A 24,797-nucleotide genomic window follows, 5' to 3' on the forward strand; every position below is an offset into this window, starting at 1 on the left:
GCCGCCGCCGTTCACACCGCGCGCAGCAGCCGCGCCGGCTCCTCGACGCAGTCGGCGACATACCGGAGGAAGCCGCCCGCCGTCCCGCCGTCGCACACCCGGTGGTCGAAGGTGAGCGAGAGCTGCACCACTCGGCGCAGGGCGAGTTGGCCCTCGAAGGCCCACGGCTTTTCGACGACCCTGCCGACGCCGAGCATCGCCGTCTCGGGATGGTTGACGATCGGCGTGGAGCCGTCGACGCCGAAGACGCCGTAGTTGTTGACGGTGAACGTGCCGCCGGTGAGGTCGGCCGGCGCGAGGCGGCCCTCCTGCGCGGCCTCGGTGAGCCGGCGCAGCTCGGCGGCGAGCTGCCCCGTGGTGCGCTCATGCGCGTCGCGGACGACGGGGACGACGAGCCCGCGCGGTGTCTGCGCCGCGAAGCCGAGGTGCACCTCGGGCAGCAGGACGACCTCGTTCGCCTCGGTGTCCACGGTGGAGTTGAGCTCGGGGTGGCGCGCGAGCGCCGCCGTGGCGATCCTGCCGAGGAGGGCCGCGAGGGAGATGCGCTCCTCCTCGGCCGACTCGTTGAGCGCGCGGCGCGTTTCGAGGAGCCGGGTCGCGTCCGCGTCGACCCAGCAGGTGGCGTCGGGGATCTCGCGGCGGCTGCGGGCGAGCTTCGCCGCCGTCGCGCCGCGGACTCCGGTGAGGGGGAGGCGGGTGCCCGGACTCCCCTGCCGCGCAGGCGGGTTGGCGGCGCGCTCGACGTCGGCGCGGAGGATGAGTCCCTCGGGCCCCGAGCCGTCGATCCCGCGGAGGTCGACGCCGTGTTCGCGGGCGAGTCTGCGGACGAGCGGGGAGATCACCCTGGCGGTGCGGGGAGCGCCGGACGGCTCGGGCGCGTGCGCGGGCGGCGGCGTGCGCGGGCCGCCGTCGGGCGCGCCCGGACGCACGCGCCGCCTGCGGCGCTCGGCCGGGCGGGTGCCGTAGCCGACGAGGACGTTGCCCGAGGCGCCGTCCTCGGCCGGCTCCGCCTCCGCGGGGCGCTCCGCCGAGCCGATCGTCACCAGCGGTGCACCCACCGGGAGTTCGGCGCCCTCGGCCGCGTGCCGTGCGAGGACGGTGCCGGCGTACGGGCAGGGCACCTCTACCGTCGCCTTCGCCGTCTCGACCTCGACGACGGGCGCGTCGACGTCGATCCGCTCCCCCTCGTCGACGAGCCAGCGCACCACCGTCGCCTCGGTGAGCCCCTCGCCGAGGTCGGGGAGCGCGAACTCGCTCGCGGCGAGGTCGGGTCCGGTTCGCCGCGTGTCCTGTTCGGCCGTCATCGCGCCTCCTTCGATGTCCACTCGCTCTCCCACTGGAGGCGGGCGACCGCGTCCAGCACCCGGTCGACACCCGGCAGATGGTGCTGCTCCAGCATCGGCGGCGGATAGGGGATGTCGAAGCCGGTGACCCGGAGCACGGGCGCCTCCAGGTGGTGGAAGCACCGCTCGGAGAGGCGCGCGGCGAGCTCCCCGCCGGGACCGCCGAACCCCTGCGCCTCGTGGACGACGACGGCGCGGCCGGTGCGGCGGACGGAGGCGACCACCGTCTCCTCGTCGAGCGGCACGAGCGAGCGCAGGTCGACGACCTCCAGGTCCCAGCCCTCCTCGCGGGCGGCTTCCGCGGCCTGGAGGCAGACCGGAACCGAGGGGCCGTAGCCGATCAGCGTCGCGGAGGTGCCGGGCCTGCGCACCACGGCGCGGCCCAACTCCGGTACCGGGTGCGGGGATTCGGCGTCCCACGGTTCCTTCGACCAGTAGAGGCGCTTCGGTTCGAGGAAGACCACGGGGTCGTCGGAGGCGATCGCCGCACGCAGCAGGCCGTAGGCGTCGGCGACGGTCGACGGGGTGACGACGTGGAGTCCGGGTGTCGCCGTGTAGTACGCCTCGGAGGAGTCGCTGTGGTGCTCGACGCCGCCGATGCCGCCGCCGTAGGGGATGCGGACGGTGAGCGGCATCGGCAGGGCGCCGCGGGTGCGGTTGCGCATCTTCGCCGCGTGCGAGGCGAGTTGCTCGAAGGAGGGGTAGGCGAACGCGTCGAACTGCATCTCGATGACGGGGCGCAGCCCGTACATCGCCATCCCGATGGCGGCGCCGAGGATGCCGGCCTCGGCGAGCGGGGTGTCGGTGCACCGCTCGTCGCCGAACTCGGCGGCGAGCCCGTCGGTGATGCGGAAGACGCCGCCGAGGGTGCCGACGTCCTCGCCGAGCACGTGGACGGCCGGGTCCTCGGCGAGCGCGTCGCGCAGGGCGCGGTTGAGGGCGCGGCCGAGCGGGGTGGGCGGTGCGGTCTGCTGTGGCAGCGTCGCGGTCATCGGGGTCCTCCCTCGGCGGCCGCGGCGAGCTCCTCCTGCAACTGCGCCTGCTGCTGCCGGAGTTGCTGGGTGGGGCGGGCGTAGACGTGCGCGAAGAGGTCGGCCGGGTCGAGGGACGGTTCGGTGCGCATCCTGCCGCGCAGGTCGCTCGCGAGCTCCTCGGCGGCGGCGCCGACCTGTGCCGCGTGCGCCTCGGTGAGCAGGCCGCGCGCCGTCAACTCGCGCTCCACGAGGGCGATCGGGTCGTGCGCACGCCAGGCGGCGACCTCGTCGTCGGCGCGGTAGCGGGTGGCGTCGTCGGCGTTGGTGTGGGCTTCCAGGCGGTAGGTGAGCGCCTCGACGAGGACGGGGCCGCCACCCGAGCGGGCCCGGCCGAGCGCCGTGGAGAGGACCTGCCGCACCGCGGCCGCGTCGTTGCCGTCGACGAGGACGCCGGGGAGGCCGTAGCCGACGCCCTTGTGCGCGAGGCTCGGTGCCGCCGTCTGCTTGGCGAGCGGGACCGAGATGGCGAAGCCGTTGTTCTGGACGAGGAAGACGACGGGCGCCTGCCAGACGGCGGCGAAGTTGAGCGCCTCGTGGAAGTCGCCCTCGCTGGTGCCGCCGTCCCCGACGAGCGCGAGCACGGCGAGCTCGTCCCCGGCGAGGCGCGCCGCGTGCGCGAGGCCGACGGCGTGCGGGAGTTGGGTGGCGAGCGGCGTCGAGAGCGGCGCGACGCGGGTGGCGCGCGAGTCGTAGCCGCTGTGCCAGTCGCCGCGGAGGAGCGAGAGCACCTCGACGGGGTCGACGCCGCGCGCGACGGCGGCGAGCGAGTCGCGGTAGCTGGGGAAGAGCCAGTCGTCCTCGGCGAGCGCGAGGGCCGCCGCGATCTGGCACGCCTCCTGGCCCGTCGAGGAGGGGTAGACGGCGAGGCTGCCCTGTTTCGTGAGCGCCGTCGCCTGCTCGTTGTAGCGGCGGCCCTTGGCGAGGTGCCCGTGGAGCGCGAGGAGCTCGGCGTCGTCGGGGCGTGGCCCGTCGCCGAGAAGGGCGGGGGGCACGGGGAGCGGCTCGCTGCCGAGTACGCGGTAGGGGGTGTCCTGCGGGAGCAGCGAAGCGGCGTCGCCCGCGGGGCGCCATGCGGGAGGCGGGGCCGGGTGCGGGCTCGATTGCTGTGCGCCTGAGCGGTCCAGAACCGTCATGGCACCTCCTCCTCGGGTTGCTCCCCCGGGTCGGGCCGCGGCCCGGGAACGGCGGGCGGGGCTGCGGGAGTTGGGCGGGTGTCGGGGCACCGCGAACGCGGTGCGTGACGAAAGGGCGGGGCCGTCGGTGGAGCGGGGATTCGCGCCGGGGCGGCTGCCGGGTGGATTGATGCGGGACGGCGGGGCAGGTGCAGTGGAGGCGGAGCGGTTCCCGTTCGGTCGCGGGCGGGGCGCGCTCTCCATACCGATTGTTCGAGCGACGGCGCAGTTTGGCCATGGCTCGCACCCGCATGTGGACAAGCGGCAGTCGGAGACGTCTGATGAGGGCAGAGCGTCCATACAGGGGAGGACAGGGGGCATGAGGGATGAACAGATGGCCACGGGCAAGGCGGAGGGTCATCCCGATGTCGACCAGCGGCCGGCGCCCAGAGCACTAGACGCCGTCGACCGCGACATCCTCCGACTCCTCCGCGCCGACGGAAGGGCCTCGATACGCTCCGTGGCCGAGAGGGTGCATGTCTCCCGGGCCAACGCCTACGCGCGCATCAACCGCCTCATCGCCGACGGTGTGATCCGCGGCTTCGGCGCGCGGATCGACAACGAGCGGGCGGGGCAGGCGGCCTCCGCCTACATCACCCTGCGGATCGTCCAGGACTCCTGGCGCAGCGTCCGGGAGCGGCTGCGGGAGCTGCCGGGCGCCGCGCACATGGCGCTCGTCGGCGGGGACTGCGACGTCCTGCTCCTCGTGCACACCCAGGACAACCGTGCGCTGCGGGACCTCGTCCTCACGCGTATCCAGGCGATACCCGAGGTGTTGAGCACGCGGACGCTGCTCGTCTTCGAGGAGAGCGAGCTGGAACCGGGGCTGTGAGGAGCGCCGTCAGGTGGTGCGCAGTCCGGCGAACGCGATGCGCACCACCGCGTCGGCGATCTCGTCGCTCGTCGCCTCCGCGGCCTCGCCCGCGCCGCGTGCGGGGCGGTACCACTCGACGATCGAGTTGATCATGCCGAAGAGGAGGCGGGTCGCGAGCCTCGGCTCCACGTCGGTGCGCAGGTCGCCCTCGGTCGCCGCCTCCTTGAGGAGGTCGGCGAGGCGCTGGTCGAAGTCGCGGCGGCGGGACATCGCCCAGCGCTCGGTGTCCGTGTTGCCCCGTACGCGCAACAGCAGTGTGACGTAGGGGAGTTCGACGGTGAGTACCTCGACGGTGCGCCTCGTGACGTGCTCCAGCCGGTCGATCGCGCGGCCCTCGCGTGCCTCCGGCTCCTCCAGGACGCCGAAGATCCCGTCGAGGGCGCGGCTTATCGCACGCCGCAGCAGGTCCTCCTTGCCGCGGACGTGGTGGTAGATCGACGACTTGGAGATGCCGGCCGCCTTGGCGAGGTGCTCCATCGAAGTGCCGTCGTACCCGCGCTCGTTGAAGACGCGGGCTGCGACGGTGAGGAGGGAGTCCGCCGTGTACGTGTCGCGCCGCGCTGGGGCGGGCTCGGCTTCACTCATACGCGTTCGGCACCTGTTTCGGGGCGCGCACGCCGGGAGCGCACGCGGGGCGGGTCGCTCGGCTCGTGGCTCGGGCCGACCGATCATTCGGTTGCAGTATCCACCACGGTCCCCGCCGGACGCACACCCGCCGGTGCGGACGGGCACGGGCCCGTCAGCCCGGACGGCCCGTGGAGACGGTGAGGTCGATGCGGTCCTTCGAGGGGTCGAACTCCTCGATCTGGTCGGGGCTCTGCTCCAGGACGGTGTCCTTGCCCCAGACGTTCTCGTCCTCGGTGCTGACCTCGCCGAGCTTCCAACCGGCCTTGCGGAGGCAGGACTTCACCGAGGAGAGGTCCTTCATCGTCAGGTCGGGGATGAGGACCTTGTTCTCGTCGCTGTAGCTGTCGGTGGCGTCCGTGCACTTGGTCGCGTCGATGGTGCGCGACTTGTCCGGGCCCTTGAACTTCTCGTCGGGGTCGGCCGGTTCGTTGTCGCCCGAGTCGTCCGCGTCCTTCGAGGCGCCGCCGCCCGAGCCGGTCGAGCCGCCGCCCGGCTCTGCGGGCTTCGCCGGCGGCGCGGGCCGTTCTCCCACGTCGTCGGTGCTGTCGAGGAGGCCGAGGACGAGGCCGCTGAGCATCAGCGCCACCACACCCACCGTCGCCCCCACGATGAGCCCGGTCCGCTTTTTCTTCTTCGGCGGCGGCCCGGGCTGGTGCATCGCGTACGGCGGCGGAGTGCCGACACCGGGCTGCCCGTACGGAGGGGACGGGTATCCGGGCTGCTGCATCCCGGCCGGGCCGAAGCCGGGCGGGCTGCCGAACTGCTGCGGAGGGGGCGGGGTGCCCGCGTCGTTCACCGGCGGGAAGACGGACTGCCCGACGCCAGCGCCGCTGTTGGCCGGCGGCCCCGCGCTGATGATGAGCGGGGCCGCGCCGCCCGCCGTGCCCGCGCCGACCCTCGCGCACTCCTCGTGCATCGACTCGGCCGAGGGGAAGCGCTCGTTGGGGTTCTTCCGCAGGGTGCGCGCGACGAGCGCGTCGGCCGCCGGCGGGACCGTCTGGTTGATCGAGGAGGGCGCCACCGGCTCCTCCTGGACGTGCGCGTACGCGATCGCCAGCGGCGAGTCCGCGTCGAACGGGAGCCGGCCCGTGAGCAGTTCGAAGAGCATGATGCCGACCGAGTAGAGGTCGGAGCGGGCGTCCACCCCGCGCCCGAGCGCCTGCTCGGGCGAGAGGTACTGCGGGGTGCCGACGACCATGCCCGTCTGCGTCATCGACGTGACGCCCGACTGCATCGCGCGGGCGATACCGAAGTCCATGACCTTGACCACACCGCGCCGGGTGATCATGACGTTCCCCGGCTTGATGTCCCGATGGACGAGGCCCATCTCGTGGCTGACCTCCAGCGCCGAGAGGACGTCGCCGGTGATCTTCAGCGCCTTGTCGGCCGGCATCGCGCCGTGCTCCCTGATGTCCTCGTCGAGCACCGTGCGCAGGGGCTTGCCCTCGACGTACTCCATGACGATGTAGGGGACCATCGCGCCGTCGATCTCGTCCTCGCCCGAGTCGAAGACGGAGACGATGTTGGCGTGGGTGAGCCGCGCGACGGACTGCGCCTCCCGCCGGAACCGCTCGCGGAACGACTGCTCCCTGCCGAGCTCCGTGTGGAGCGTCTTCACGGCGACCTGGCGGTCGAGGACCGAGTCGTGCGCGAGGTAGACGGAGGCCATGCCGCCGGCGCCGAGCAGCGACTGGAGGGTGAACCTTCCCCCGCCCACGCTGCGGCCGAGGTACTGGCCGGCCCCCTGTCCGCCGTCGTCGCTCATGTGACTGCTTCCCCCTCGGCGGCGCTGCCCCCGCGCAGGTATCTGTCGGGTGTCCGGGGACGCCCGAGTGATCCGGTAACCGTGATACGCGCCCAAGTCTGCCCCAGGGCATCGCTACGTCAAGTTCGTTGCCCGTTCCGTAACCGGATGCGCAGCCTGTGACGGGGCCTTCGTCACACGGCGTAGAAGGGGTTGTGTGCCCCGTAGCCTCCTCGTCAGCGAACTTGCCAGTCGGGTGCCGCAGCCGATTTGATGGCTGCTCCGTACCTGTCCGCACACCCCCCTGCTTGGCTGTAACCTCCGTAGTCGCGGGGAGTGCAGATGAGAGCGCTGAGGACAGCGGCGGCACCAGCAGCGGAGCAGGCGAGACGCCCGGCGTACCGCCCCCGCTGACCCGATAGCGACGGCGAGGACTGATGGCACAGACGCAGGGCGCCGGGCCCCCCGGGGACTCCGACGCGACGAGCGGCTCCATGCCCGATTCGCCGGAGCTCTGGGGCAACAACGGCCTCGTCGGCGACGGCCGCTACCGCCTGGTCCGCCGGCTCGGGCGCGGCGGCATGGCCGAGGTGTTCGGTGCCGAGGACCTGCGTCTGGGACGCACGGTCGCGGTGAAGCTGCTCCGCTCCGACCTCGCGGAGGACCCGGTCTCCAAGGCGCGGTTCACGCGCGAGGCGCAGTCCGTCGCCGGGCTCAACCACCACGCCGTCGTCGCCGTCTACGACTCGGGCGAGGAGACGATCGGCGGCAACGTCACGCCGTACATCGTGATGGAGCTGGTCGAGGGCAGCACCATCCGCGACCTGCTGCTGAGCGCCGAGGCGCCGCCGGCGGACCAGGCGTTGATCATTGTCTCCGGGGTGCTGGAGGCGCTCGCCTACAGCCACCAGCACGGCATCGTCCACCGGGACATCAAGCCGGCGAACGTGATCATCACGCAGCAGGGCGCCGTGAAGGTGATGGACTTCGGCATCGCCCGGGCCCTGCACGGCGCCTCCAGCACCATGACCCAGACGGGCATGGTGATGGGCACCCCCCAGTACCTCTCCCCCGAGCAGGCGCTCGGCAAGACGGTCGACACCCGCTCCGACCTCTACGCCACCGGCTGCCTCCTCTACGAACTCCTGACGATGCGCCCGCCGTTCACAGGCGAGACGCCGCTCTCCGTCGTCTACCAGCACGTTCAGGACGACCCGCAGCTCCCCTCCGAGGTCTCGGACGCCGTGCCGCCCGAGCTCGACGGCCTGGTGATGCGCGCCCTCGCCAAGGAGCCGGACGACCGGTTCCAGACGGCCGAGGAGATGCGCGCCCTCACCCAGTACGCGCTCCAGATGCTCCACGAGCACGGCAGCCACACCGGCGGCGTCTGGAACACGGGCCCCGCGGGCGACAGTTCGGTGACCCCGCCGATGGGCGTCCCCGCACCCCACCCGGCGCAGGGCGAGACCTCACAGATGGGCGCCCCCCTCCTCGACCGCCCCGACCGCGACGACGGCGGCTTCGAGGGCGGCGCACGCCCGGGCGGCAAGGGCCGCGGCTCCGGCGTCAAGTACGCGCTCTTCGCGTTCGTCGCCGTCATCGCCGTCGCGGGCGTGCTCTTCTTCGCCTTCCTGCCCAGCGGCGACGACGACTCCAAGGACCCGAAGCCGAGCCCTTCGAGCTCCGAGCCGAAGGACAAGGAGACCAGCAAGGAGCCGACTCCGACCCCCACGGAGACGGAGGAGGAGCAGCCCCCGCCGGACGACACCTACGTCCCGCCCGACCCCCCTACCGAGACCTGGCCTTCGGAGCAGCCCACCCAGCCGAGCGAGGAGCCGTCGGAGCCCACGACCAACCCCGGGACCAGCAGCGGCAACGGCGGCGGGAACGACGGCGGCGGCGACGGTGGCAACTCTCCGCCCGAGACCGACGACCCCCCGCCGACCGACGGCGACGACGAGGGCGGCGGCGAGGACAACCCCGAGGGGGGCGAGCAGCCCGGCGGCAACTGACCGCTGAAGCAAGCCGTTTGACAGCAACCGGAGCCGGTCCTGCCGCAGGGCCGGCTCCGCTGTGTGCGCGCCGCTCCCACCGGGGGCGCAGGTCGCCATCTGTGCGCCCCTGAGTTGCCTCGTGTGTGACGTGTGTGACCTACGATGCGGCGCGTGCCGACCACTGAGCCCGAACTCGCCCCGCACACCGTCACCGAGCTGCTGCGGCGGTACGGCGCGGGGGAGCCGCTCGACTGCGAGCGCGTGACGCACGGGCTCCTCAACCGCGGCTACCGCGTGGAGACCACGGGCGGCCGCTACTTCCTCAAGCAGCACCTCGCCGCGGGCGGCCCCCCGCGCGCACGCAGCGCCGCGGTCGCGGAGCGCGCGGGCTCGATCGAGGAACGCCACCGCGCGGCAGCGCGGCTCGGCGCGCTCGGCCTGCCCGTCGTCCCGGTCTGCGCCGACGCCGAGGGCCGCACCGTCCTCGCGCTCGGCGACCACTGCTACGCGCTCCACCCGTGGCTCGAAGGCCGCCACCGCTTCGGCACCGACCTCTCGCCCGCGCAGTGCCGCCGCCTCGGCGCCCTCCTCGGGCAGGTCCACCTCTGCCTCGCCGAGGTGCTCCCCGACCCGGCGACCGGCGCGGGCGCCCGGGGCGTGGGCCGCCGTGCCTGCGTCCCCGGCACCCCCGCGCCCGCGGCGCCGGCGGACCCGGAGGAGACGGAGGCGCGCATCGCGGAGCTGCTCGCGCGCGTCCGGCGCAGCGCGCCCCGGGACGGCTTCGACGAGCTCGCCGAGCACCGCCTGCGGGAGCGCCGCCGCCTGCTGCGCCGCTACGCGGCCTGTCGCCCCGCGGACGCCGCCGCCGAGGCGGGCTGGGTGCACGGCGACTTCCACCCGCTCAACCTCCTCTACCCGCCGGAGAGTTCGCCGCTCCCCGTCCGCGCGAGGGCGGCGCGCGCGGGCGCACCGCGCACCGAGGAACCCGGCCCGCTGGCGATCCTCGACTGGGACCGGATCGGCCTCGAACCCCCGCCCGACGAGGCCGTACGCGGCGCGCTGCTCTTCTTCCTGCGCACCGACGGCACCCTCGACCTGCCTCGCGTCCGGGCGTACGCGGACGGGTACCGGCGTGCGTCCGGCGCCTCCGCGCCGGGGCTCGCCGCTGCGGTGCACCGGGTGTGGTGGGAGCGGCTCAACGACTTCTGGATGCTCCGCTGGCGGTACGAGCTCCACGACCCGCGCGCCGACCCGCAGTTCCCCGCCGCTTCCGCGCTCGTCGTCTGGTGGACGAGCCGGTACGAGGAGGTCGGGGCCGCGTTCTGCGGGAGCGGCGCGGGCCAACTCCCGGCGGAGGGCGGGTAGTCGGCTCACCGCTCCCGCTCGGCGCGCCTCCGGGCGACCCAGGCGGCGGCCTGGGAGCGGCGCTCCATGCCGAGCTTGGCGAGGAGCGACGAGACGTAGTTCTTGACCGTCTTCTCGGCGAGGTGGAGCCGCTCGCCGATGGCCCGGTTGGTGAGCCCCTCGCCGATCAGGTCGAGGATGCGCTGCTCCTGCTCGGTGAGCGCTTCCGGACGGGCGCCTCCCCGCGCGCGCCGATCGCCGTCCCGCAGCCGCCTCAGGACGCGGTGGGTCGCCTCCGGGGCGAGGAGGGAGCGGCCGGCCGCCACGTCGCGGACCGCGGTGAGGAGTTCGGTCCCGCGGATCTCCTTGAGGACGTAGCCCGAGGCGCCGGCCATGACCGAGTCGAAGAGCGCCTCGTCGTTCGAGTACGAGGTGAGCATGAGGCAGCGGACGTGCGCGTCCCGCGACCGGACCTCGCGGCAGACCTCGACGCCGTTGCCGTCCGGGAGGCGCACGTCGAGGACGGCGACGTCGGGGCTTACGACCGGGATGCGCGCAAGCGCCTCGGCCGCCGTGCCCGCTTCACCCACGACCTCCAGGTCCTCTTCGACGACGAGCATGTCGCGGAGGCCGCGGCGGACCACCTCATGATCATCGAGGAGGAACACCCTGATTTGTCCTGTTTCGGGCACGGAGTCAGTCTCACATACTGATCCGCTCCTCACCCTTCCGTCGTTCGGCGGCCCGGGTTAACGTGCGAGTGTCCGCGGCTTGCGAGGCCGTGACCAGTGAAGTCCCTGCTCTGCGGCGACCGAGCCGGGTTCCGGCGAATAGTTGGATATCCGAGCAAAGTTGCAGGTCAGTCAGGTGTCATGCCTCTATGGAGTCATTGCCATGGCTGGGGTGTGCACCGACCGGAGCCGGGGCGACGGGCCGCGACCGGGACAGCAGTCACCGCTCGAATCCGTCTGCGCGCACCCCACCCCCCGTGCGCCGCGCGGGAACGGGCGAGCCTCCCCCCGCCACCGGGCGGGGGAGCCCAAGGCGTCCGGTGACCCCGGAGGCCGGACAGGAAGAGGAGCACACGTGACCGTGGAGAGCACTGCCGCGCGCGAAGAGGCGCGCCGCAGCGGAACCGGAGGCAAGCGCGCCGCTGCTTCCGGGGAGCCGAGCACATCCCGCAGCGCTTCGCCGGGAGGCGGCAAGGGACGCGCAGCGCAGGGCGCGAGCAACAAGCAGGGCGCGGCCAAGAAGAAGCCCGCGGCCAAGAAGGCCCCCGCGAAGTCGAGGAAGCCGGCGAAGGCTTCGGCGGCGCAGCCGGGCGGCGACGAGTTCGTCCAGTTGCTCACCCCCGAGGGCGAACGCGTCCACCACCCTTCGTACGACGTCGACCTCACCGACGAGGAACTCCGCGGCCTCTACCGCGACATGGTCCTCACCTGCCGCTTCGACGCCGAGGCCACGTCGCTCCAACGGCAGGGCGAACTCGGCCTCTGGGCCTCGCTCCTCGGCCAGGAGGCCGCGCAGATCGGCTCGGGGCGCGCGCTCCGCACGGACGACTACGTCTTCCCCACCTACCGCGAGCACGGCGTCGCCTGGTGCCGCGACGTCGACCCGACGCTCCTCCTCGGCATGTTCCGCGGTGTCAACAACGGCGGTTGGGACCCGAACACCAACAACTTCCACCTGTACACGATCGTCATCGGCTCCCAGGTGCTCCATGCGACCGGCTACGCCATGGGCGTCGCCAAGGACGGCGCGGACTCGGCCGTGGTCGCGTACTTCGGCGACGGCGCCTCCAGCCAGGGCGACGTGGCGGAGGCGTTCACCTTCGCCTCCGTCTACAACGCACCGGTCGTCTTCTTCTGCCAGAACAACCAGTGGGCGATCTCGGAACCGACCGACCGGCAGACGCGGGTGCCGATCTACCGCAGGGCCGACGGCTTCGGCTTCCCCGGCGTCCGTGTCGACGGCAACGACGTCCTCGCCTGCCTCGCCGTCACCAAGGCGGCGGTCGAGCGGGCGCGCACGGGCGAAGGGCCCATGCTGATCGAGGCGTTCACCTACCGCATGGGCGCGCACACCACCTCGGACGACCCCACGCGCTACCGCACGGACGAGGAGCACGCCTCCTGGGAGGCGAAGGACCCGATCGCGCGCCTCCGCGGCTACCTGGAGCGCGAAGGCCGCGCCGACGAAGCGTACTTCGCCGCCATCGAGGAGGAGAGCGAGGCGATGGGCAAGCACGTGCGCGAGGCGATCCGCACCATGCCCGACCCGGACACCATGGCCATCTTCGAGAATGTCTACGCCGACGGGCACGCCCTCGTCGACGAGGAGCGCGCCCAGTTCGCGCGCTATCTCTCCTCGTTCGCCGACGCACCGGCCGCCGGGTCCACGCAGGGAGGCCACTGATGGCTGCCACCACCGCGCCGGCGGCGCGCAAGCTGCCGATCGCGAAGGCGATCAACGAGTCGCTCCGCGCCTCGATGGAGGCCGACCCGAAGGTCCTCGTGATGGGCGAGGACGTCGGCAAGCTCGGCGGCGTCTTCCGTGTCACCGACGGGTTGCAGAAGGACTTCGGCGAGGAGCGGGTGATCGACACCCCGCTCGCCGAGTCCGGCATCGTCGGAACGGCGATCGGGATGGCGCTGCGCGGCTACCGCCCGGTCGTGGAGATCCAGTTCGACGGCTTCGTCTTCCCCGCGTACGACCAGATCGTGACGCAGCTCGCGAAGATGCACGCGCGGGCGCTCGGCAAGGTCAAGGTCCCCGTCGTCATCCGCATCCCGTACGCGGGCGGCATCGGCGCCGTCGAGCACCACAGCGAGTCGCCCGAGGTGCTCTTCGCGCACGTCGCCGGGTTGAAGTGCGTGTCGCCCTCCAACTCGGCCGACGCGTACTGGATGCTGCGCCAGGCGATCGAGTGCGACGACCCGGTGATCTTCTTCGAGCCGAAGCGGCGGTACTGGGACAAGGGCGAGGTCGACCCGGCCGCCATCCCCGGGCCCCTGCACCAGGCGAAGGTTGTGAAGGAGGGCACGGCGCTCACGCTCGCGGCGTACGGACCGATGGTGAAGGTCTGCCTGGAGGCGGCGGCCGCGGCCGAGGAGGAGGGCAACTCCCTCGAGGTGGTGGACCTCCGGTCGATCTCGCCGATCGACTTCGACACCGTGCAGCGGTCGGTGGAGAAGACCCGCCGGCTGGTGACGGTGCACGAGGCACCGGTCTTCCTCGGTTCAGGCGCCGAGGTGGCCGCCCGCCTCACCGAGCGGTGCTTCTACCATCTGGAGGCCCCCGTGCTGCGGGTCGGCGGCTTCCATGCGCCGTACCCGCCCGCCCGGTTGGAGGACGAGTACCTGCCGGGGCTCGACCGGGTGCTTGATGCCGTCGACCGTGCGCTGGCGTACTGAGGACCGGGAGAGTCGCGATCATGACCGTTACTTCGACCGCTGCTGAAGCCTCCCCGCGTATCCGCGAGTTCAGGATGCCCGACGTGGGTGAGGGGCTGACCGAGGCGGAGATCCTGAGCTGGCACGTGCAGCCGGGCGACACCGTCGCCGACGGACAGATCGTCTGCGAGGTGGAGACCGCCAAGGCGGCGGTCGAACTCCCCATCCCGTTCGACGGACAGGTCGCGGAGGTGCGGTTCGAGGAGGGCGCCACGGTCGACGTCGGCACGCCGATCATCACCGTGGACACCGACCCGTCGGCCGGGCCCGAGCCCGCCCCCGAGCCCGCTGCCGAACCGGCTTCCGAGCCCGAGGGGGAGGGCGGCGAGCGGCAGCCGGTGCTCGTCGGGTACGGCGTCTCGCAGTCGGCGACGACGCGCCGCCCGCGCAAGCCGCAGGCGAACGGCCAGGCGCCGGCCGCCGAGCCCCAGCCCCCCGAACCGCAGCCGGCGCCGCCGCAGCAACAGACGGCAGCCGAGCGTCCGTTGGCGAAGCCCCCGGTGCGCAAGCTCGCCAAGGACCTCGGCGTCGACCTCGCCGCCATCGCCCCCACGGGCCCCGACGGCGTCGTCACCCGCGAGGACGTGCACGCCGCTGCCGAGAACCGGCGCACGGCGGCGGAGCCGCAACCGGTACCGGAACAGCCGCGCACCGCGGCGCCCGAGGAGGCGCTGCCGCCGCAGGCGAGCGAGCGGGAGACCCGCGTCCCTGTGCGGGGGGTGCGCAAGGCGACGGCGCAGGCGATGGTCGGCAGCGCCTTCAGCGCGCCGCACGTGACGGAGTTCGTCACCGTCGACGTCACCCGCACCGTCAAGCTGGTGCGGGAGTTGAAGGAGGACCCGGACCTCGCGGGGGTGCGCGTCAACCCGCTGCTCTTCGTCGCCAAGGCGTTCCTCCTCGCGATCCGCCGCCACCCGGAGGTCAACGCGAGCTGGGACGAGGAGCGGCAGGAGATCGTCCGCAAGCACTACGTCAACCTGGGCATCGCCGCGGCCACCCCACGGGGGCTGCTCGTCCCGAACGTCAAGGATGCGCACGCCAAGACGCTCCCCGAACTCGGCGGCGCCATCGCGGAGTTGGTCACCACGGCACGCGAGGGCAGGACGACGCCCGAGGCGATGCAGAACGGCACGGTGACGATCACCAACGTCGGCGTCTTCGGTGTGGACACGGGGACGCCGATCCTCAACCCCGGCGAGTCCGCGATCCTCGCCTTCGGGCAGATCAAGGAACAACCCTGGGTGCACAAGGGCAAGGTGAAGCCGCGCCACGTCACCACGCTCGCGCTCTCCTTCGACCACCGGCTCGTCGACGGCGAACTCGGCTCCCGGGTACTCGCCGACACGGCCGCCGTACTGGAGCGTCCGAAGCGCCTGATGACCTGGAGCTGAGCGCCCACTGCACGCGGGGCCCGTACGCACACCGCGTACGGGCCCCGCGTGCGTGCGCCAACCCCTGTGCGAACACCGGAAGTCCGCATCGCGGACGGCGCAGCCCGGGTATACGTGTTGTATCTATGATGTGCGCATGCCTTCGTCGACCCTTCGGAAACCACCCGCGGCCGAGCGGGTCTACGCGCACGTGAAGCAGGCCGTCCTGGAGCGGCGCTACGAGGGAGGGGTGCTCCTCACCGAGGGCGAACTCGCCGAGGAGATCGGCGTCTCGCGCACCCCCGTGCGCGAGGGGCTGCTGCGGCTGGAGGCCGAGGGACTGATCAAGCTCTATCCGAAGAAGGGCGCGCTCGTCCTGCCCGTCTCCGCGCAGGAGGTCGCCGACGTCGTCGAGACCCGCCTTCTCGTGGAGCAGCACGCCGTGCACGCCTCGGTCCCGCTCTCCGGCGCCCTCGCCGAGCACCTGGAGACGCACCTCGTCGAGCAGCGCCGCTGCGCGGACGAGGGGGACCTGCACGCCTTCGCCGTGAGCGACCGCTGCTTCCACGCCGAGCTCGTCCGCGCCACGGGGAACGACATCCTCGTCCGCATCTACGACCAACTCCGCGACCGCCAACTGCGCATGGGCGTCGCCATGATGCACGCGCAGCCCGAGCGGATAGCGAAGAACCTCACGGAGCACCGGGAGATCTACGAGGCGCTCACGGACGGCGACGCCGACGCCGCGGCGCAGGCGGTACACCGGCACATCAGCCGCGTTCGGCAGCTCGTCGGCGCCGGGAAGAGGGGAGCTTGATGAGCGAGGCGAGCAAGGGGCCGCGGGCGGCGCAGGGCACGGGCGTGCCGGACGGCGCCAACGCGTCCGACGACGACGGGAGTTCGGGCCCGCGCGACGCGGGCATCCCCCCGGGCCCCGGCGGCGCGGGCGGCAAGTCGGGGAGCGCGGGGAGCTCCGGGAGCGCGGGCGCCTTCCCCGGGCGCCTGCCGGGCGAGCCGCCCGGTGGTGCCAAGGCCGTCGCGGTGTGGGGCATCGGCGTCGCCGTCTACTTCGTCGCCGTCACCTACCGCACCAGCCTCGGCGTCGCGGGGATCGACGCCGCCGACCGCTTCGGCATCAACGCCTCCGCGCTCTCCACCTTCTCCATCCTCCAACTCCTCGTGTACGCGGGGATGCAGATACCGGTCGGCCTGCTCGTCGACCGCTGGGGCACCAAGCGCATCCTCACCCTCGGCGTGGTCCTCTTCACGCTGGGCCAGTTCGGCTTCGCCTTCTCCGACTCGTACGCCATGGCGCTCGGCTGCCGCGCCCTCCTCGGCTGCGGCGACGCCATGACGTTCATCGGCGTACTGCGCCTCGGCGCCCGGTGGTTCCCCGCGCGGCGGGGCCCGGTGGTCTCGCAGATCGCGGCGCTCATCGGGATGGCGGGGAACCTGGTGACGACGCTGGTCCTCGCGCGCATCCTGCACCAGTTCGGGTGGACGCCGACGTTCGCGGGGAGCGCGGCAGGGGGCGTGCTGATCCTGCTCCTGGTCCTCTTCTTCCTCAAGGACCACCCGCCCGGGCACGAGCCGCCCCCGGTCCCCAAGTCGGCGCGCGGCGGCCGGCGTTATGTCGCGCGGCAGATCGCGGACACCTGGCGGGAGCCGGGGTCGCGGATCGGGATGTGGATCCACTTCACCACGCAGTTTCCAGGGATGGTCTTCCTGCTGCTGTGGGGGCTGCCCTTCCTCGTCGAGGCGCAGGGGCTCTCGAGGGAGGCGGCGGGGACGCTGCTGACGATCGTGGTCCTCGTCAACATGTGCGTCGGGCTCGTCTTCGGGCAGGTGATTTCGCGGCGGCACACGGCGCGGTTCCCGCTCGTCTTCGGCACCGTCGGTGTCACGGCGGCGCTCTGGGGGACGGCCGTCTACTGGCCGGGGCAGACGCCGCTGTGGATGCTCGTCGTCCTCTGCCTTCCACTCGGCGCCTGCGGGCCCGCCTCCATGGTCGGCTTCGACTTCTCCCGTCCGGCCAATCCGCCGGAACGGCAGGGCACCGCCTCCGGCATCGTCAACATGGGCGGCTTCACGGCCTCCATGACGACGCTGCTCCTCATCGGCGTCCTCCTCGACCTGACGGGGGACAACTTCCGGATCGCCTTCTCCTGCGTCTTCGTCCTCCAGGCGCTCGGCGTCTCGCAGATCCTCCGCCTCCGCCGGCGCACGCTGCGCCGGGAGCACGAGCACCGGACGGCGAGCCGGGTCGAGGCGGTGCACGTGCCGGCGTGAACACCGGGGCGCAGGGGGCGCGTCGGGCCTCCCGGGCGCGGAGGCCCGCCGCCCACCGGTCGGCGGTGCGGCGGCGGGGCCGTCACGGCGTCACGGAGAAGTTGTCCAGGATCGCCCGGGCGAGCTCCGCGTCGCCCTCCGTCTTGACCTGCTCGGCGACGGCGGAGGGGCGCACCCTGCCGCACGCGAGGCGCACGTACGTCTCCCAGTCGAGCGAGAAGGTGACGAGCGGGCCCAGCGAAGGGCTGCCGTCGACGGTGGCGTGGCCCTCCTTGTCGACGCGCACCGTCTGCATGAACTCGACGGGTCCGCTGACGTCGAAGACGACCGCGCTGCCGGCAGGGGCCGCCGCACGCTTGGCGACGACGACGGGGAGCCCGCGCACGAGTTCGTCCTTGGCGAGGTGCGCGCCCGGCGAGTCCAGGTTGCCCGGCTTCCCCAACGCGCGGCGGATGTCCTGCTCGTGGACCCAGACGTCGAGGACGCGGGTGAGCAGCGCCTGTTCGAGGGTGACGTCCGGCTTGCCGGGGAGGACGTTGCGCACCTCCGTGTCCGGCGTGCGCTTCTCGTCGCGGAGTTGGCGGGAGCGGCGGATGATCGTGTACTCCAGCTCGGAGGTCATCTCCGGGCCCGTGTGGTGCCGGCGCGTGTCGACCTGGATCTCCATGTGCCGGCTCAGGTCCGACTGCACGTGGTAGAGGTCGCTCGGCAGGGTGTGGATCGGCCGCGGATCGCCCAGTAGTTCGCACTCGATGCCGATGATGTGCGAGACGACGTCGCGTACCGACCAGCCGGGGCATTCGGTCGCCCGGTTCCACTCGCCCTCGGCGAGCGGGGTGACCAGTTCGGATATGGACTCGATGGAGTGCTTCCAGGCTTCTGTGGCAGGCTCAAGACTTGGGTGGTCGGTCACGAGACCCCTCGGCGGTACGGATCGTTCGCGGTCTGGGTGCTCTCAAGTTACTGTGCGCACCGGCACCCCGGCAGTGCTTTCGACCCACGATGCCAGGCGCGGTCCCGGGTCGTCCCCGGGCGCCTGCTTCTTCGGCGGTCGGTAGCTGTCCGCCGCATTATCCCTCACTCGTGCGCGTGCCCGTCGGGGTGTTCCGACGGGCACTCAAGTGACCTCGGTGCGGCGGGAGTCGGACGTCGAGCAGGGCGTTCGGACGGCCGTCGGGGCGGCCCGCACGGTCCGCGGCGCCGCAGGCAACGGCCGCCGCGGAGACGCGCGTTCGCCCCGCGGGTGTGCGTCAGCCGGCCGGCGTGAAGAAGGTGGCGAGGCAGGACGCCAGCAGCGCCGGGTCCTCGGCGCCGCACAGCTCCCTCGCCGAGTGCATCGAGAGGATCGCCACCCCGATGTCGACGGTGGCGATGCCGTGCCTCGCCGCCGTGATCGGGCCGATCGTGGTGCCGCACGGCAGCGCGTTGTTGGAGACGAAGGACTGCCACGGCACCCCGGCCCGGTCGCAGACCTCGGCGAAGAGGGCGCGCCCCCGACCGTCCGTCGCGTACCGCTGGTTGACGTTGACCTTGAGGATCGGGCCGCCGTTCGGCAGCGGGTGGTGGCCCGGCTCGTGCCGCTCGGCGTAGTTGGGGTGGACGGCGTGCCCGGTGTCGGAGGAGAGGCACCAGGAGCCCGCGAGCGCCCGTGCGACGTCCTCCGCCGTGCCGCCGCGTGCGCGCACCGAGCGCTCCAACACACCGCCGAGCAGGGGGCCTTCGGCGCCCGTGTCGGCCTGGCTGCCGTTCTCCTCATGGTCGAAGGCGGCGAGCACCGGCACCGACTGCGGGCTGCCCCCGTTTTCGACGGCCGCGAGCAGCGCGGCGACCCCGGCGTGCACGGAGAGGAGGTTGTCCATCCGCGGCCCCGCGAGCAGTTCGCGGTCCCGGCCGAGATAGGCGGGCGCCTCGACGCTGTGCGCCATCAGGTCCCAGCCGCCGATCTCCTCGGCGGCCACGCCCGACTCGTCCGCGAGGAACCGCAGCAGGTCGCCCTCCCGGGGCTTGCCGAGGCCCCACACGGGCGTCATGTGGCGCTGCCTGTCGAGCTTGAGCCCGTCGTTGACCTGGCGGTCGAGGTGGATGGCGAGCTGCGGCACGCGCAGCAGCGGCCGGTCGACGGAGACGAGCCGCGTGGTGCCGTCGCGGAGCGAGAGGCGGCCGGCGAGGCCGAGGTCCCGGTCGAGCCAGCTATTGAGGAGCGCACCGCCGTAGATCTCCACGGCGACCTGCCGCCACCCCTCCGCGCCGGTGTCGGGGATCGGCTTGACGCGCAGGTTGGGCGAGTCGGTGTGTGCCCCCACGATCCGGAACGGCGCGGCGGGCGCCGTCCCTTCGGCGACGTACCAGGCGAGGAGCGCGCCGCCGCGCAGCACGTACTTGCCCCCGGGCGAGGCGTCCCACGCGTCGACCTCACCGAGCTCGACGAACCCTGCGGCGCGCAGCCGCTCCGCGGCGGCTGCCACGGCGTGGTAGGGGGAGGGCGAGGCCGCGAGGTAGGACGCGAGGTCGTCGGTGTGAGCGCGGTCGAATCGGCGGGGAGTGCTCATGCGGGCAAGCCTACGACCGGGCGGTTTCGGTAGGACGGGCGGCAGGCGCACCGTACGACGGAGGCCCGCACCCTCCGCGAGGGTGCGGGCCCCTGGACCCGTCGGTGCTCCGGCCCGGAGGGGGGAAGCGGCCGGTGCGGAGTGCAGGTCCGGCTCTGGTGGCCGGGTGGTTCAGAACGCGGCCTCGTCGAGCTCCATGACGGAGAGGTCGACCTCGTCCGCGATGGCGCGCTCCGCGGCGACGTGCGGCAGCACGCTCCCGGCGAAGAGCTTCGCGGCCTCGATCTTGCCCTGGTAGAACGCCTTGTCCTTGCCGGAGGCGCTGCCGACCTTCTCGGCCGCGACCGCGGCACCGCGCACCAGCAGGTACCCGACGACGACGTCGCCCGCCGCGAGGAGGAACCGCGTGGTGTTGAGGCCGACCTTGTAGATCGACTGGGCGTCCTTCTCGGTGGCGGCGAGGTCGGTGAGCATCGTCCCGACGATCGCCTCCAGTTCGCCGGCGGCCTGGCCCAACTTCTCGCGGGCGCCGGCGAGTTCCTCGCCGCCCCTGCCGTCGGCGAGGAACTTCTTGATCTCCTCGGAGAGGGAGGTGAGCGCCGCGCCCTGGTTGCGGACGACCTTCCGGAAGAAGAAGTCCTGCCCCTGGATCGCGGTGGTGCCCTCGTAGAGGGTGTCGATCTTGGAGTCCCTGACGTACTGCTCGATCGGGTAGTCCTGGAGGAAGCCCGAGCCGCCGAGCGTCTGGAGCGACTGCACGAGCTGCTCCCCCGCCTTCTCCGAGCCGTAGCCCTTGACGAGCGGCAGCAGCAGGTCGTTCATGGCGTGCGCGGCCGAGGCGTCCTCGCCTGCCGCCTCCTTCACCGCGATCTCGTCCTGCACGGAGGCGGTGTAGAGCACGAGGGAGCGCATGCCCTCGGCGTACGCCTTCTGCGTGAGCAACGAGCGGCGCACGTCCGGGTGGTGGGTGATGGTGACACGCGGCGCCGTCTTGCCCGGGTTGGCGAGGTCGGCGCCCTGGACGCGCTCCTTGGCGTACTCCAGCGCGTTGAGGTAGCCGGCGGAGGCGGTGGCGATCGCCTTGGTGCCGACCATCATCCGCGCGAACTCGATGATCTTGAACATCTGGCGGATGCCGTCGTGCTTCTCGCCGAGGAGCCAGCCCTTGGCCGGACCGTTGGCCCCGAAGGTCATCTCGCAGGTGTTGGAGACCTTCAGACCCATCTTGTGCTCGACGTTGGTGGCGTAGACGCCGTTGCGCTCGCCGAGCTCGCCGCTGTCCCAGTCGAAGTCGTACTTCGGTACGACGAAGAGGCTCAGGCCCTTGGTGCCCGGGCCGTGACCCTCCGGGCGGGCGAGGACGAAGTGCACGATGTTCTCGGACATGTCGTGCTCACCTGAGGTGATGAACCGCTTCACGCCCTCGATGTGCCAGGTGCCGTCGGCCTGTTCGACGGCCTTGGCGCGGCCCGCGCCGACGTCCGAGCCCGCGTCCGGCTCGGTGAGCACCATGGTGGAGCCCCACTGCTGCTCCGCCATCAGCTTGGCGATCTTCTTCTGCTCCTCGGTGCCCTCCTCGTACAGGACGCCGGCGAAGGCCGGGCCCGAGGCGTACATCCACACCGCGGGGTTGGAGCCGAGGATCGTCTCCGCGAACGCCCAGAGCAGGGAGCGCGGCGTCGGGGTGCCGCCGATCTCCTCCGGGATGCCGAGGCGCCACCACTCGGCGTCCATGTACGCCTGGTAGCTCTTCCTGAACGACTCGGGGACGGGGGCCGTGTTGGTCTCCGGGTCGAAGACGGGCGGGGTGCGGTCGCCCTCCTCGTAGGAAGCGGCCAGCTCGTTCTCGGCGAGGCGGGAGATCTCGCTCAGGATGCTCTTGGCGGTCTCGACGTCCATCTCGGCGAACGGTCCGGTGCCGTACACCGATTCGCGGCCGAGGACCTCGAAGAGGTTGAACTCGATGTCGCGCAGATTCGATTTGTAGTGCCCCATGGCAACGGCTCCGTAAGGCTCGTGCGGTGTGTACAAGATGGACTTCGATGATGCTACCCGCCGGTAATAAGAAGCAACCCCTCGCCGTCCATCTGTGACTCGTTACTCTTTCCGCATGTACGGCTATGACCAGACGGGCTCGACGGGCTACGGCTACGCGCCCCCCGGGCAGCAGGGGTACCCGGGCCAGCCGGGCCCGCAGCAGGGCCAGCAGTACATGGGCCAGCCCGACCCCTACGCGCAGCAACAGGACGTCTACGCACAGCAACAGGCCCCGCTCTACCCGGAACCGGCGCCGGCCTCCCTCCAGGAGGCGGTCCAGAGCTTCGCCAACGGCGTGCTGCTCGCCGAGGACTTCCAGGCGGTCTTCTCCACCTCGAAGGTCTACTGCCCCCGCGGCGACAACCCCGGCTTCCTCGCGCTCCAGAACAGCCAGCAGCCGGTCATCCCGATGTTCAGCACCCTCAAGGAGCTGCGCAGGTACGCCGGCAAGGAGTCCCGGTACTTCGTCATCACCGGCGCCGAGGTCCTCGACCTGCTGCCCTCCGGGTACGGCTTCGTCCTCGACATGGAGTCCGCACACCGCGTCGTCTTCGACGCGAAAGCGGTCGAGGAGATGGTCGACTTCGCGATGCGGCGCATGTACGGGTGACGCCCGGGGGCCGAACTCCCTTCGTACGTCGCCTGCTCAGCCGGTGTCCCGGCGGCGGGCACGTGATCGAGCGGGTCGCGACGCCGCGGTGGAGCTGAACGCCATTCGCGGTGAGTCGGGCAGAGCCTTCGGTGGAGGAAAGCCGATCAGGATCAAGTCCGCAGACGCAGGACAGAGCGGGAAAGCCGCTCCCGTCGTGCACGGCGACCAGTCGGGCAAGCCCGCCCAGACCTGTGGGAGAGGTTGGGCGTCGATGCGGACTCCGCGCGAGCCAAGACCTCCGCTGCTTCGACCAACCTGTTCAACGACGGCCCGGACTTGGTTCGGCGCTTCTGGAAGTGCACGACGCCTGGAACACGGGCGGCGGACGGGCCGGAGTTCGGCCCGTCCGCCGCCCGTTGTCGTGCGGGGTCCATCAGGGCAGGTCGAGGACCTGGACCCCGAACGGGGCCAGGGTGACCTCGTCCAGCGGTGTCCCGCCCGCGACGGGACGTACGGTGCGGGTTTCGTCGGACTGGCTGACGAGCCAGGCGAAGCGGCGGCCGTCCTCGTGCACGAGGGTGTCGGCGTGCACCAGCGGGTCGGGGACCGTCACCGGCCGTTCGACGCCGGCGAGTTCGGCGAGCGCGGCGTACAGGCGCGGGGTGTCGTCCGGGTTGGCGTGGGGGGTGCCGGCGGCGAGGGTCTCCAGCGGGTACGTGCACAGTACGGTCTCGCCCGCACCGATCCGGTGGCGCAGGACGGCGGGACGGCCGTGCGCGTCCCTGGCGACGACGCGGGCGCCGTCCGCCTCGACGGGGAGGTAGGCGAGGCTGTCGTCGGCGCCCCGGTAGCCGCCGGTGGGGAAGCGCAGGATGTCGCCGGCGCGCAGGCTGCCGAAGTCCTCGGTGAAGGTGATCTCGACAGTCTCGTCGGTGATCGGTTCGGCGACCCCGTACGACAGTTGCAGTCGCACGCCGAACAGCCCGTTGAGATCCTGGAACCACGGGCCGCGGGTGGTGCCCTGGTCGCCGGAGAGGTACGAGAGGTAGACGGTGGCGCCGCCGCGTGCCAGCTCTTCGAGGTGCACGCGGGTGGGTGCGAGGATCAGCCGGGTGGACGGCAGCAGGTACAGCTTGCCGTCCTCGGGCAGCCCGTCGCGCTCGCGGGTGAGCGCGAGCGGCAGGTCGGCGAGGCGCGCCGTGGTGTAGCTCTGCCGCAGCGCCTCGAAGATGACGGGCCGGTCGAGGCCGTACCCGAAGGGATAGCCGCGCTCCATGAACGTCGGCACGACCAGCGCGGCGTCCGTATCGGCACGGCGGCAGCGCGCGAAGTCGACGCGCTCCAACTCACGTGCGAACGCGGCAAGTTCGCGCAGCGGCGGCTTGGGGCGACCTTCGTTGTCCGTGATGCCGAAGTGCATCTCGAAGCCGTGGTGGTCGTACGGCGACTGCTCCAGCAGGTGGTCGTAGTCGGTGTTGTTCCAGGCGATCCAGCCGGTGCTGCCCGCCAGCAGGGAGTTGTGCAGGGTCTGGCGGTAGTACGTGGCCGCGTTCTCGTCTGAGACGAAGTCGGTGGAGAGCCCGAACTCCTCCAGGACCACCGGCTTCCCGGCGACGGACGCCAGCTCGCACTCGAAGGCGGCGCGGTGGTGCTGGCGTATGCGGTCGTTCTCCATGCGGTAGACGTGCGGCCCGGCGAAGTCGATGATCTCGGCGGTGTCGCGCAGCGAGAACCCGTTCTCCTTGCCGGAGACCTCCAGACCCCAGGCGCCGTCACCCAGTGACAGAGGCTGCGTGGCACCAGCGGCCCGCACGGCGTTGACGAGCGCCTCGGCCCACGCGGTGACGTGCTCACGGGGTGCCGTCTCCTCACCGCGGATGCGGCCGTAGATGGGCATCTCGTTGCTGATGAGCCAGGCGGTGACGGCCGGATGATCCTTGTAACGCCCCGCCATCTCCCTGGCGAACCAAGCCTGCCGCGAGACCATCCACACGTCCCCGTACAGGTCGCGCCCGTCGCGCCAGGCCGGGTCCCAGTTCTGGCCCGACATGTGCCCGACGATGAAGGTCGGGATGGTGGTCATGCCGGTCTCCGTGTGCGCTTCGAGGAAGTCCGCGTAGTGCGCACACAGTTCCTCGTCGACCGTGTACGGCGTGGGCATGAAGTCGGGCCAATAGAAGAAGGAACGGGTGCAGTTGAGCCCGTGCTCCCGCAGCACCCGCAGCTCCTCGCGGACCACGGCGGGGTCGTATGAGCGCCACATGAGCGGTCCCCCGGCTCGGGACCAGAAATTGGCCCCGAGCCAGGGAAGGGTCGCCGGGTCGTGCGTGAGCTGGGCACTGAATCGCCGCATGGTGGTGAACTCCTGTGGTGCGG

Annotated in this window: 19 protein-coding genes; 9 read left to right on the forward strand and 10 right to left on the reverse strand. The window is 72.1% G+C overall.

The features are described 5' to 3' along the window. Positions 1 to 11: 11 nt before the first annotated feature. The 3 genes from F603_RS0119745 to F603_RS0119755 are packed head-to-tail and all read right to left on the reverse strand — an operon-like array spanning position 12 to position 3,510. Positions 12 to 1,304: a dihydrolipoamide acetyltransferase family protein gene (locus F603_RS0119745; RefSeq protein WP_019547704.1), complete on the reverse strand. Its 1,293-nt coding sequence runs from the start codon at positions 1,302 to 1,304 to the stop codon at positions 12 to 14. Continuing rightward, the gene (locus F603_RS0119750) at positions 1,301 to 2,335 is read right to left on the reverse strand and encodes an alpha-ketoacid dehydrogenase subunit beta (protein ID WP_019547705.1); all 1,035 of its coding nucleotides are present in this window, start codon (positions 2,333 to 2,335) and stop codon (positions 1,301 to 1,303) included. The genes F603_RS0119745 and F603_RS0119750 overlap by 4 nt, the downstream gene beginning before the upstream one ends. After that, on the reverse strand, positions 2,332 to 3,510 hold the full coding sequence (locus F603_RS0119755) for a thiamine pyrophosphate-dependent enzyme (protein WP_019547706.1): 1,179 nt from the start codon (positions 3,508 to 3,510) through the stop codon (positions 2,332 to 2,334). Before F603_RS0119755 ends, F603_RS0119750 begins: the two co-directional genes overlap by 4 nt. 358 nt (positions 3,511 to 3,868) lie before the next feature. On the opposite strand from F603_RS0119755, the gene F603_RS0119760 reads away from it, so the two are divergent. Continuing rightward, positions 3,869 to 4,381, forward strand: coding sequence for an Lrp/AsnC family transcriptional regulator (locus F603_RS0119760; protein WP_425426998.1), 513 nt, complete (start codon positions 3,869 to 3,871; stop codon positions 4,379 to 4,381). 9 nt (positions 4,382 to 4,390) lie between these two features. On the opposite strand, the gene F603_RS0119765 is transcribed toward F603_RS0119760, so the two are convergent. Then, a complete protein-coding gene (locus F603_RS0119765) occupies positions 4,391 to 5,008 on the reverse strand; it encodes a TetR/AcrR family transcriptional regulator (protein ID WP_019547708.1) in 618 nt (205 codons plus the stop codon). Positions 5,009 to 5,162: 154 nt separating this feature from the next. Beyond that, positions 5,163 to 6,815, reverse strand: a complete 1,653-nt coding sequence (locus tag F603_RS0119770; protein WP_019547709.1) for a protein kinase domain-containing protein — start codon at positions 6,813 to 6,815, stop codon at positions 5,163 to 5,165. Between the two features lie 416 nt (positions 6,816 to 7,231). Here F603_RS0119770 and F603_RS0119775 point away from each other — a divergent pair, with 416 nt between their 5' ends. Together F603_RS0119775 and F603_RS0119780 are read left to right on the forward strand one after the other, a co-directional pair. Further along, a complete protein-coding gene (locus F603_RS0119775) occupies positions 7,232 to 8,806 on the forward strand; it encodes a protein kinase domain-containing protein (protein ID WP_019547710.1) in 1,575 nt (524 codons plus the stop codon). A gap of 144 nt (positions 8,807 to 8,950) precedes the next feature. Beyond that, positions 8,951 to 10,153: a phosphotransferase gene (locus F603_RS0119780; RefSeq protein ID WP_019547711.1), complete on the forward strand. Its 1,203-nt coding sequence runs from the start codon at positions 8,951 to 8,953 to the stop codon at positions 10,151 to 10,153. A 5-nt stretch (positions 10,154 to 10,158) separates the two neighbouring features. Here the strand turns inward: F603_RS0119780 and F603_RS0119785 are convergent, their stop codons facing one another. After that, a complete protein-coding gene (locus tag F603_RS0119785; protein ID WP_026328566.1) occupies positions 10,159 to 10,824 on the reverse strand; it encodes a response regulator transcription factor in 666 nt (221 codons plus the stop codon). Positions 10,825 to 11,218: 394 nt separating this feature from the next. Here F603_RS0119785 and pdhA point away from each other — a divergent pair, with 394 nt between their 5' ends. From pdhA to F603_RS0119810, 5 genes are all read left to right on the forward strand, one after another. Continuing rightward, positions 11,219 to 12,547 carry a pyruvate dehydrogenase (acetyl-transferring) E1 component subunit alpha gene (gene pdhA, locus F603_RS0119790; RefSeq protein ID WP_019547713.1) on the forward strand — a complete coding sequence of 443 codons (1,329 nt, stop codon included), beginning with the start codon at positions 11,219 to 11,221 and terminating at the stop codon, positions 12,545 to 12,547. Then, positions 12,547 to 13,545 carry an alpha-ketoacid dehydrogenase subunit beta gene (locus tag F603_RS0119795; protein WP_019547714.1) on the forward strand — a complete coding sequence of 333 codons (999 nt, stop codon included), beginning with the start codon at positions 12,547 to 12,549 and terminating at the stop codon, positions 13,543 to 13,545. Before pdhA ends, F603_RS0119795 begins: the two co-directional genes overlap by 1 nt. Before the next feature lie 20 nt (positions 13,546 to 13,565). Beyond that, complete coding sequence (locus F603_RS0119800) at positions 13,566 to 14,975, forward strand: dihydrolipoamide acetyltransferase family protein (RefSeq protein WP_026328567.1); 1,410 nt, start codon at positions 13,566 to 13,568, stop codon at positions 14,973 to 14,975. Positions 14,976 to 15,111: 136 nt separating this feature from the next. Beyond that, positions 15,112 to 15,771, forward strand: a complete 660-nt coding sequence (locus F603_RS0119805) for a GntR family transcriptional regulator (protein WP_026328568.1) — start codon at positions 15,112 to 15,114, stop codon at positions 15,769 to 15,771. Then, positions 15,771 to 17,243, forward strand: a complete 1,473-nt coding sequence (locus tag F603_RS0119810; RefSeq protein ID WP_019547717.1) for an MFS transporter — start codon at positions 15,771 to 15,773, stop codon at positions 17,241 to 17,243. The genes F603_RS0119805 and F603_RS0119810 overlap by 1 nt, the downstream gene beginning before the upstream one ends. An 82-nt stretch (positions 17,244 to 17,325) precedes the next feature. Here F603_RS0119810 and F603_RS0119815 read toward each other — a convergent pair whose 3' ends face one another. The 3 genes from F603_RS0119815 to F603_RS0119825 form a co-directional block, all read right to left on the reverse strand. Then, a complete protein-coding gene (locus tag F603_RS0119815; RefSeq protein ID WP_019547718.1) occupies positions 17,326 to 18,156 on the reverse strand; it encodes a maleylpyruvate isomerase family mycothiol-dependent enzyme in 831 nt (276 codons plus the stop codon). Positions 18,157 to 18,493: 337 nt separating this feature from the next. Further along, positions 18,494 to 19,792 carry a M18 family aminopeptidase gene (locus F603_RS0119820; RefSeq protein WP_019547719.1) on the reverse strand — a complete coding sequence of 433 codons (1,299 nt, stop codon included), beginning with the start codon at positions 19,790 to 19,792 and terminating at the stop codon, positions 18,494 to 18,496. A gap of 171 nt (positions 19,793 to 19,963) precedes the next feature. Then, positions 19,964 to 21,787: an acyl-CoA dehydrogenase gene (locus F603_RS0119825; RefSeq protein WP_019547720.1), complete on the reverse strand. Its 1,824-nt coding sequence runs from the start codon at positions 21,785 to 21,787 to the stop codon at positions 19,964 to 19,966. Between the two features lie 115 nt (positions 21,788 to 21,902). On the opposite strand from F603_RS0119825, the gene F603_RS0119830 reads away from it, so the two are divergent. After that, complete coding sequence (locus tag F603_RS0119830; RefSeq protein ID WP_019547721.1) at positions 21,903 to 22,439, forward strand: SseB family protein; 537 nt, start codon at positions 21,903 to 21,905, stop codon at positions 22,437 to 22,439. A 415-nt stretch (positions 22,440 to 22,854) separates the two neighbouring features. Here the strand turns inward: F603_RS0119830 and F603_RS0119835 are convergent, their stop codons facing one another. Next, the gene (locus F603_RS0119835) at positions 22,855 to 24,774 is read right to left on the reverse strand and encodes a cellulase family glycosylhydrolase (RefSeq protein WP_019547722.1); all 1,920 of its coding nucleotides are present in this window, start codon (positions 24,772 to 24,774) and stop codon (positions 22,855 to 22,857) included. Positions 24,775 to 24,797 lie beyond the last annotated feature (23 nt).

Origin of the sequence: Streptomyces sulphureus DSM 40104, assembly GCF_000381025.1 — a bacterium.
Lineage (GTDB): Bacteria > Actinomycetota > Actinomycetes > Streptomycetales > Streptomycetaceae > Streptomyces > Streptomyces sulphureus.

Excerpts from the sequence above, each read along its gene's own strand:
- F603_RS0119745 (WP_019547704.1), bottom strand. The coding sequence starts at position 1,304 with ATGACGGCCGAACAGGACACGCGGCGAACCGGACCCGACCTCGCCGCG.
- F603_RS0119750 (WP_019547705.1), bottom strand. The coding sequence starts at position 2,335 with ATGACCGCGACGCTGCCACAGCAGACCGCACCGCCCACCCCGCTCGGC.
- F603_RS0119755 (WP_019547706.1), bottom strand. The coding sequence starts at position 3,510 with ATGACGGTTCTGGACCGCTCAGGCGCACAGCAATCGAGCCCGCACCCG.
- F603_RS0119760 (WP_425426998.1), top strand. The coding sequence starts at position 3,869 with ATGAGGGATGAACAGATGGCCACGGGCAAGGCGGAGGGTCATCCCGAT.
- F603_RS0119765 (WP_019547708.1), bottom strand. The coding sequence starts at position 5,008 with ATGAGTGAAGCCGAGCCCGCCCCAGCGCGGCGCGACACGTACACGGCG.
- F603_RS0119770 (WP_019547709.1), bottom strand. The coding sequence starts at position 6,815 with ATGAGCGACGACGGCGGACAGGGGGCCGGCCAGTACCTCGGCCGCAGC.
- F603_RS0119775 (WP_019547710.1), top strand. The coding sequence starts at position 7,232 with ATGGCACAGACGCAGGGCGCCGGGCCCCCCGGGGACTCCGACGCGACG.
- F603_RS0119780 (WP_019547711.1), top strand. The coding sequence starts at position 8,951 with ATGCGGCGCGTGCCGACCACTGAGCCCGAACTCGCCCCGCACACCGTC.
- F603_RS0119795 (WP_019547714.1), top strand. The coding sequence starts at position 12,547 with ATGGCTGCCACCACCGCGCCGGCGGCGCGCAAGCTGCCGATCGCGAAG.
- F603_RS0119800 (WP_026328567.1), top strand. The coding sequence starts at position 13,566 with ATGACCGTTACTTCGACCGCTGCTGAAGCCTCCCCGCGTATCCGCGAG.
- F603_RS0119805 (WP_026328568.1), top strand. The coding sequence starts at position 15,112 with ATGCCTTCGTCGACCCTTCGGAAACCACCCGCGGCCGAGCGGGTCTAC.
- F603_RS0119810 (WP_019547717.1), top strand. The coding sequence starts at position 15,771 with ATGAGCGAGGCGAGCAAGGGGCCGCGGGCGGCGCAGGGCACGGGCGTG.
- F603_RS0119820 (WP_019547719.1), bottom strand. The coding sequence starts at position 19,792 with ATGAGCACTCCCCGCCGATTCGACCGCGCTCACACCGACGACCTCGCG.
- F603_RS0119825 (WP_019547720.1), bottom strand. The coding sequence starts at position 21,787 with ATGGGGCACTACAAATCGAATCTGCGCGACATCGAGTTCAACCTCTTC.
- F603_RS0119830 (WP_019547721.1), top strand. The coding sequence starts at position 21,903 with ATGTACGGCTATGACCAGACGGGCTCGACGGGCTACGGCTACGCGCCC.
- F603_RS0119835 (WP_019547722.1), bottom strand. The coding sequence starts at position 24,774 with ATGCGGCGATTCAGTGCCCAGCTCACGCACGACCCGGCGACCCTTCCC.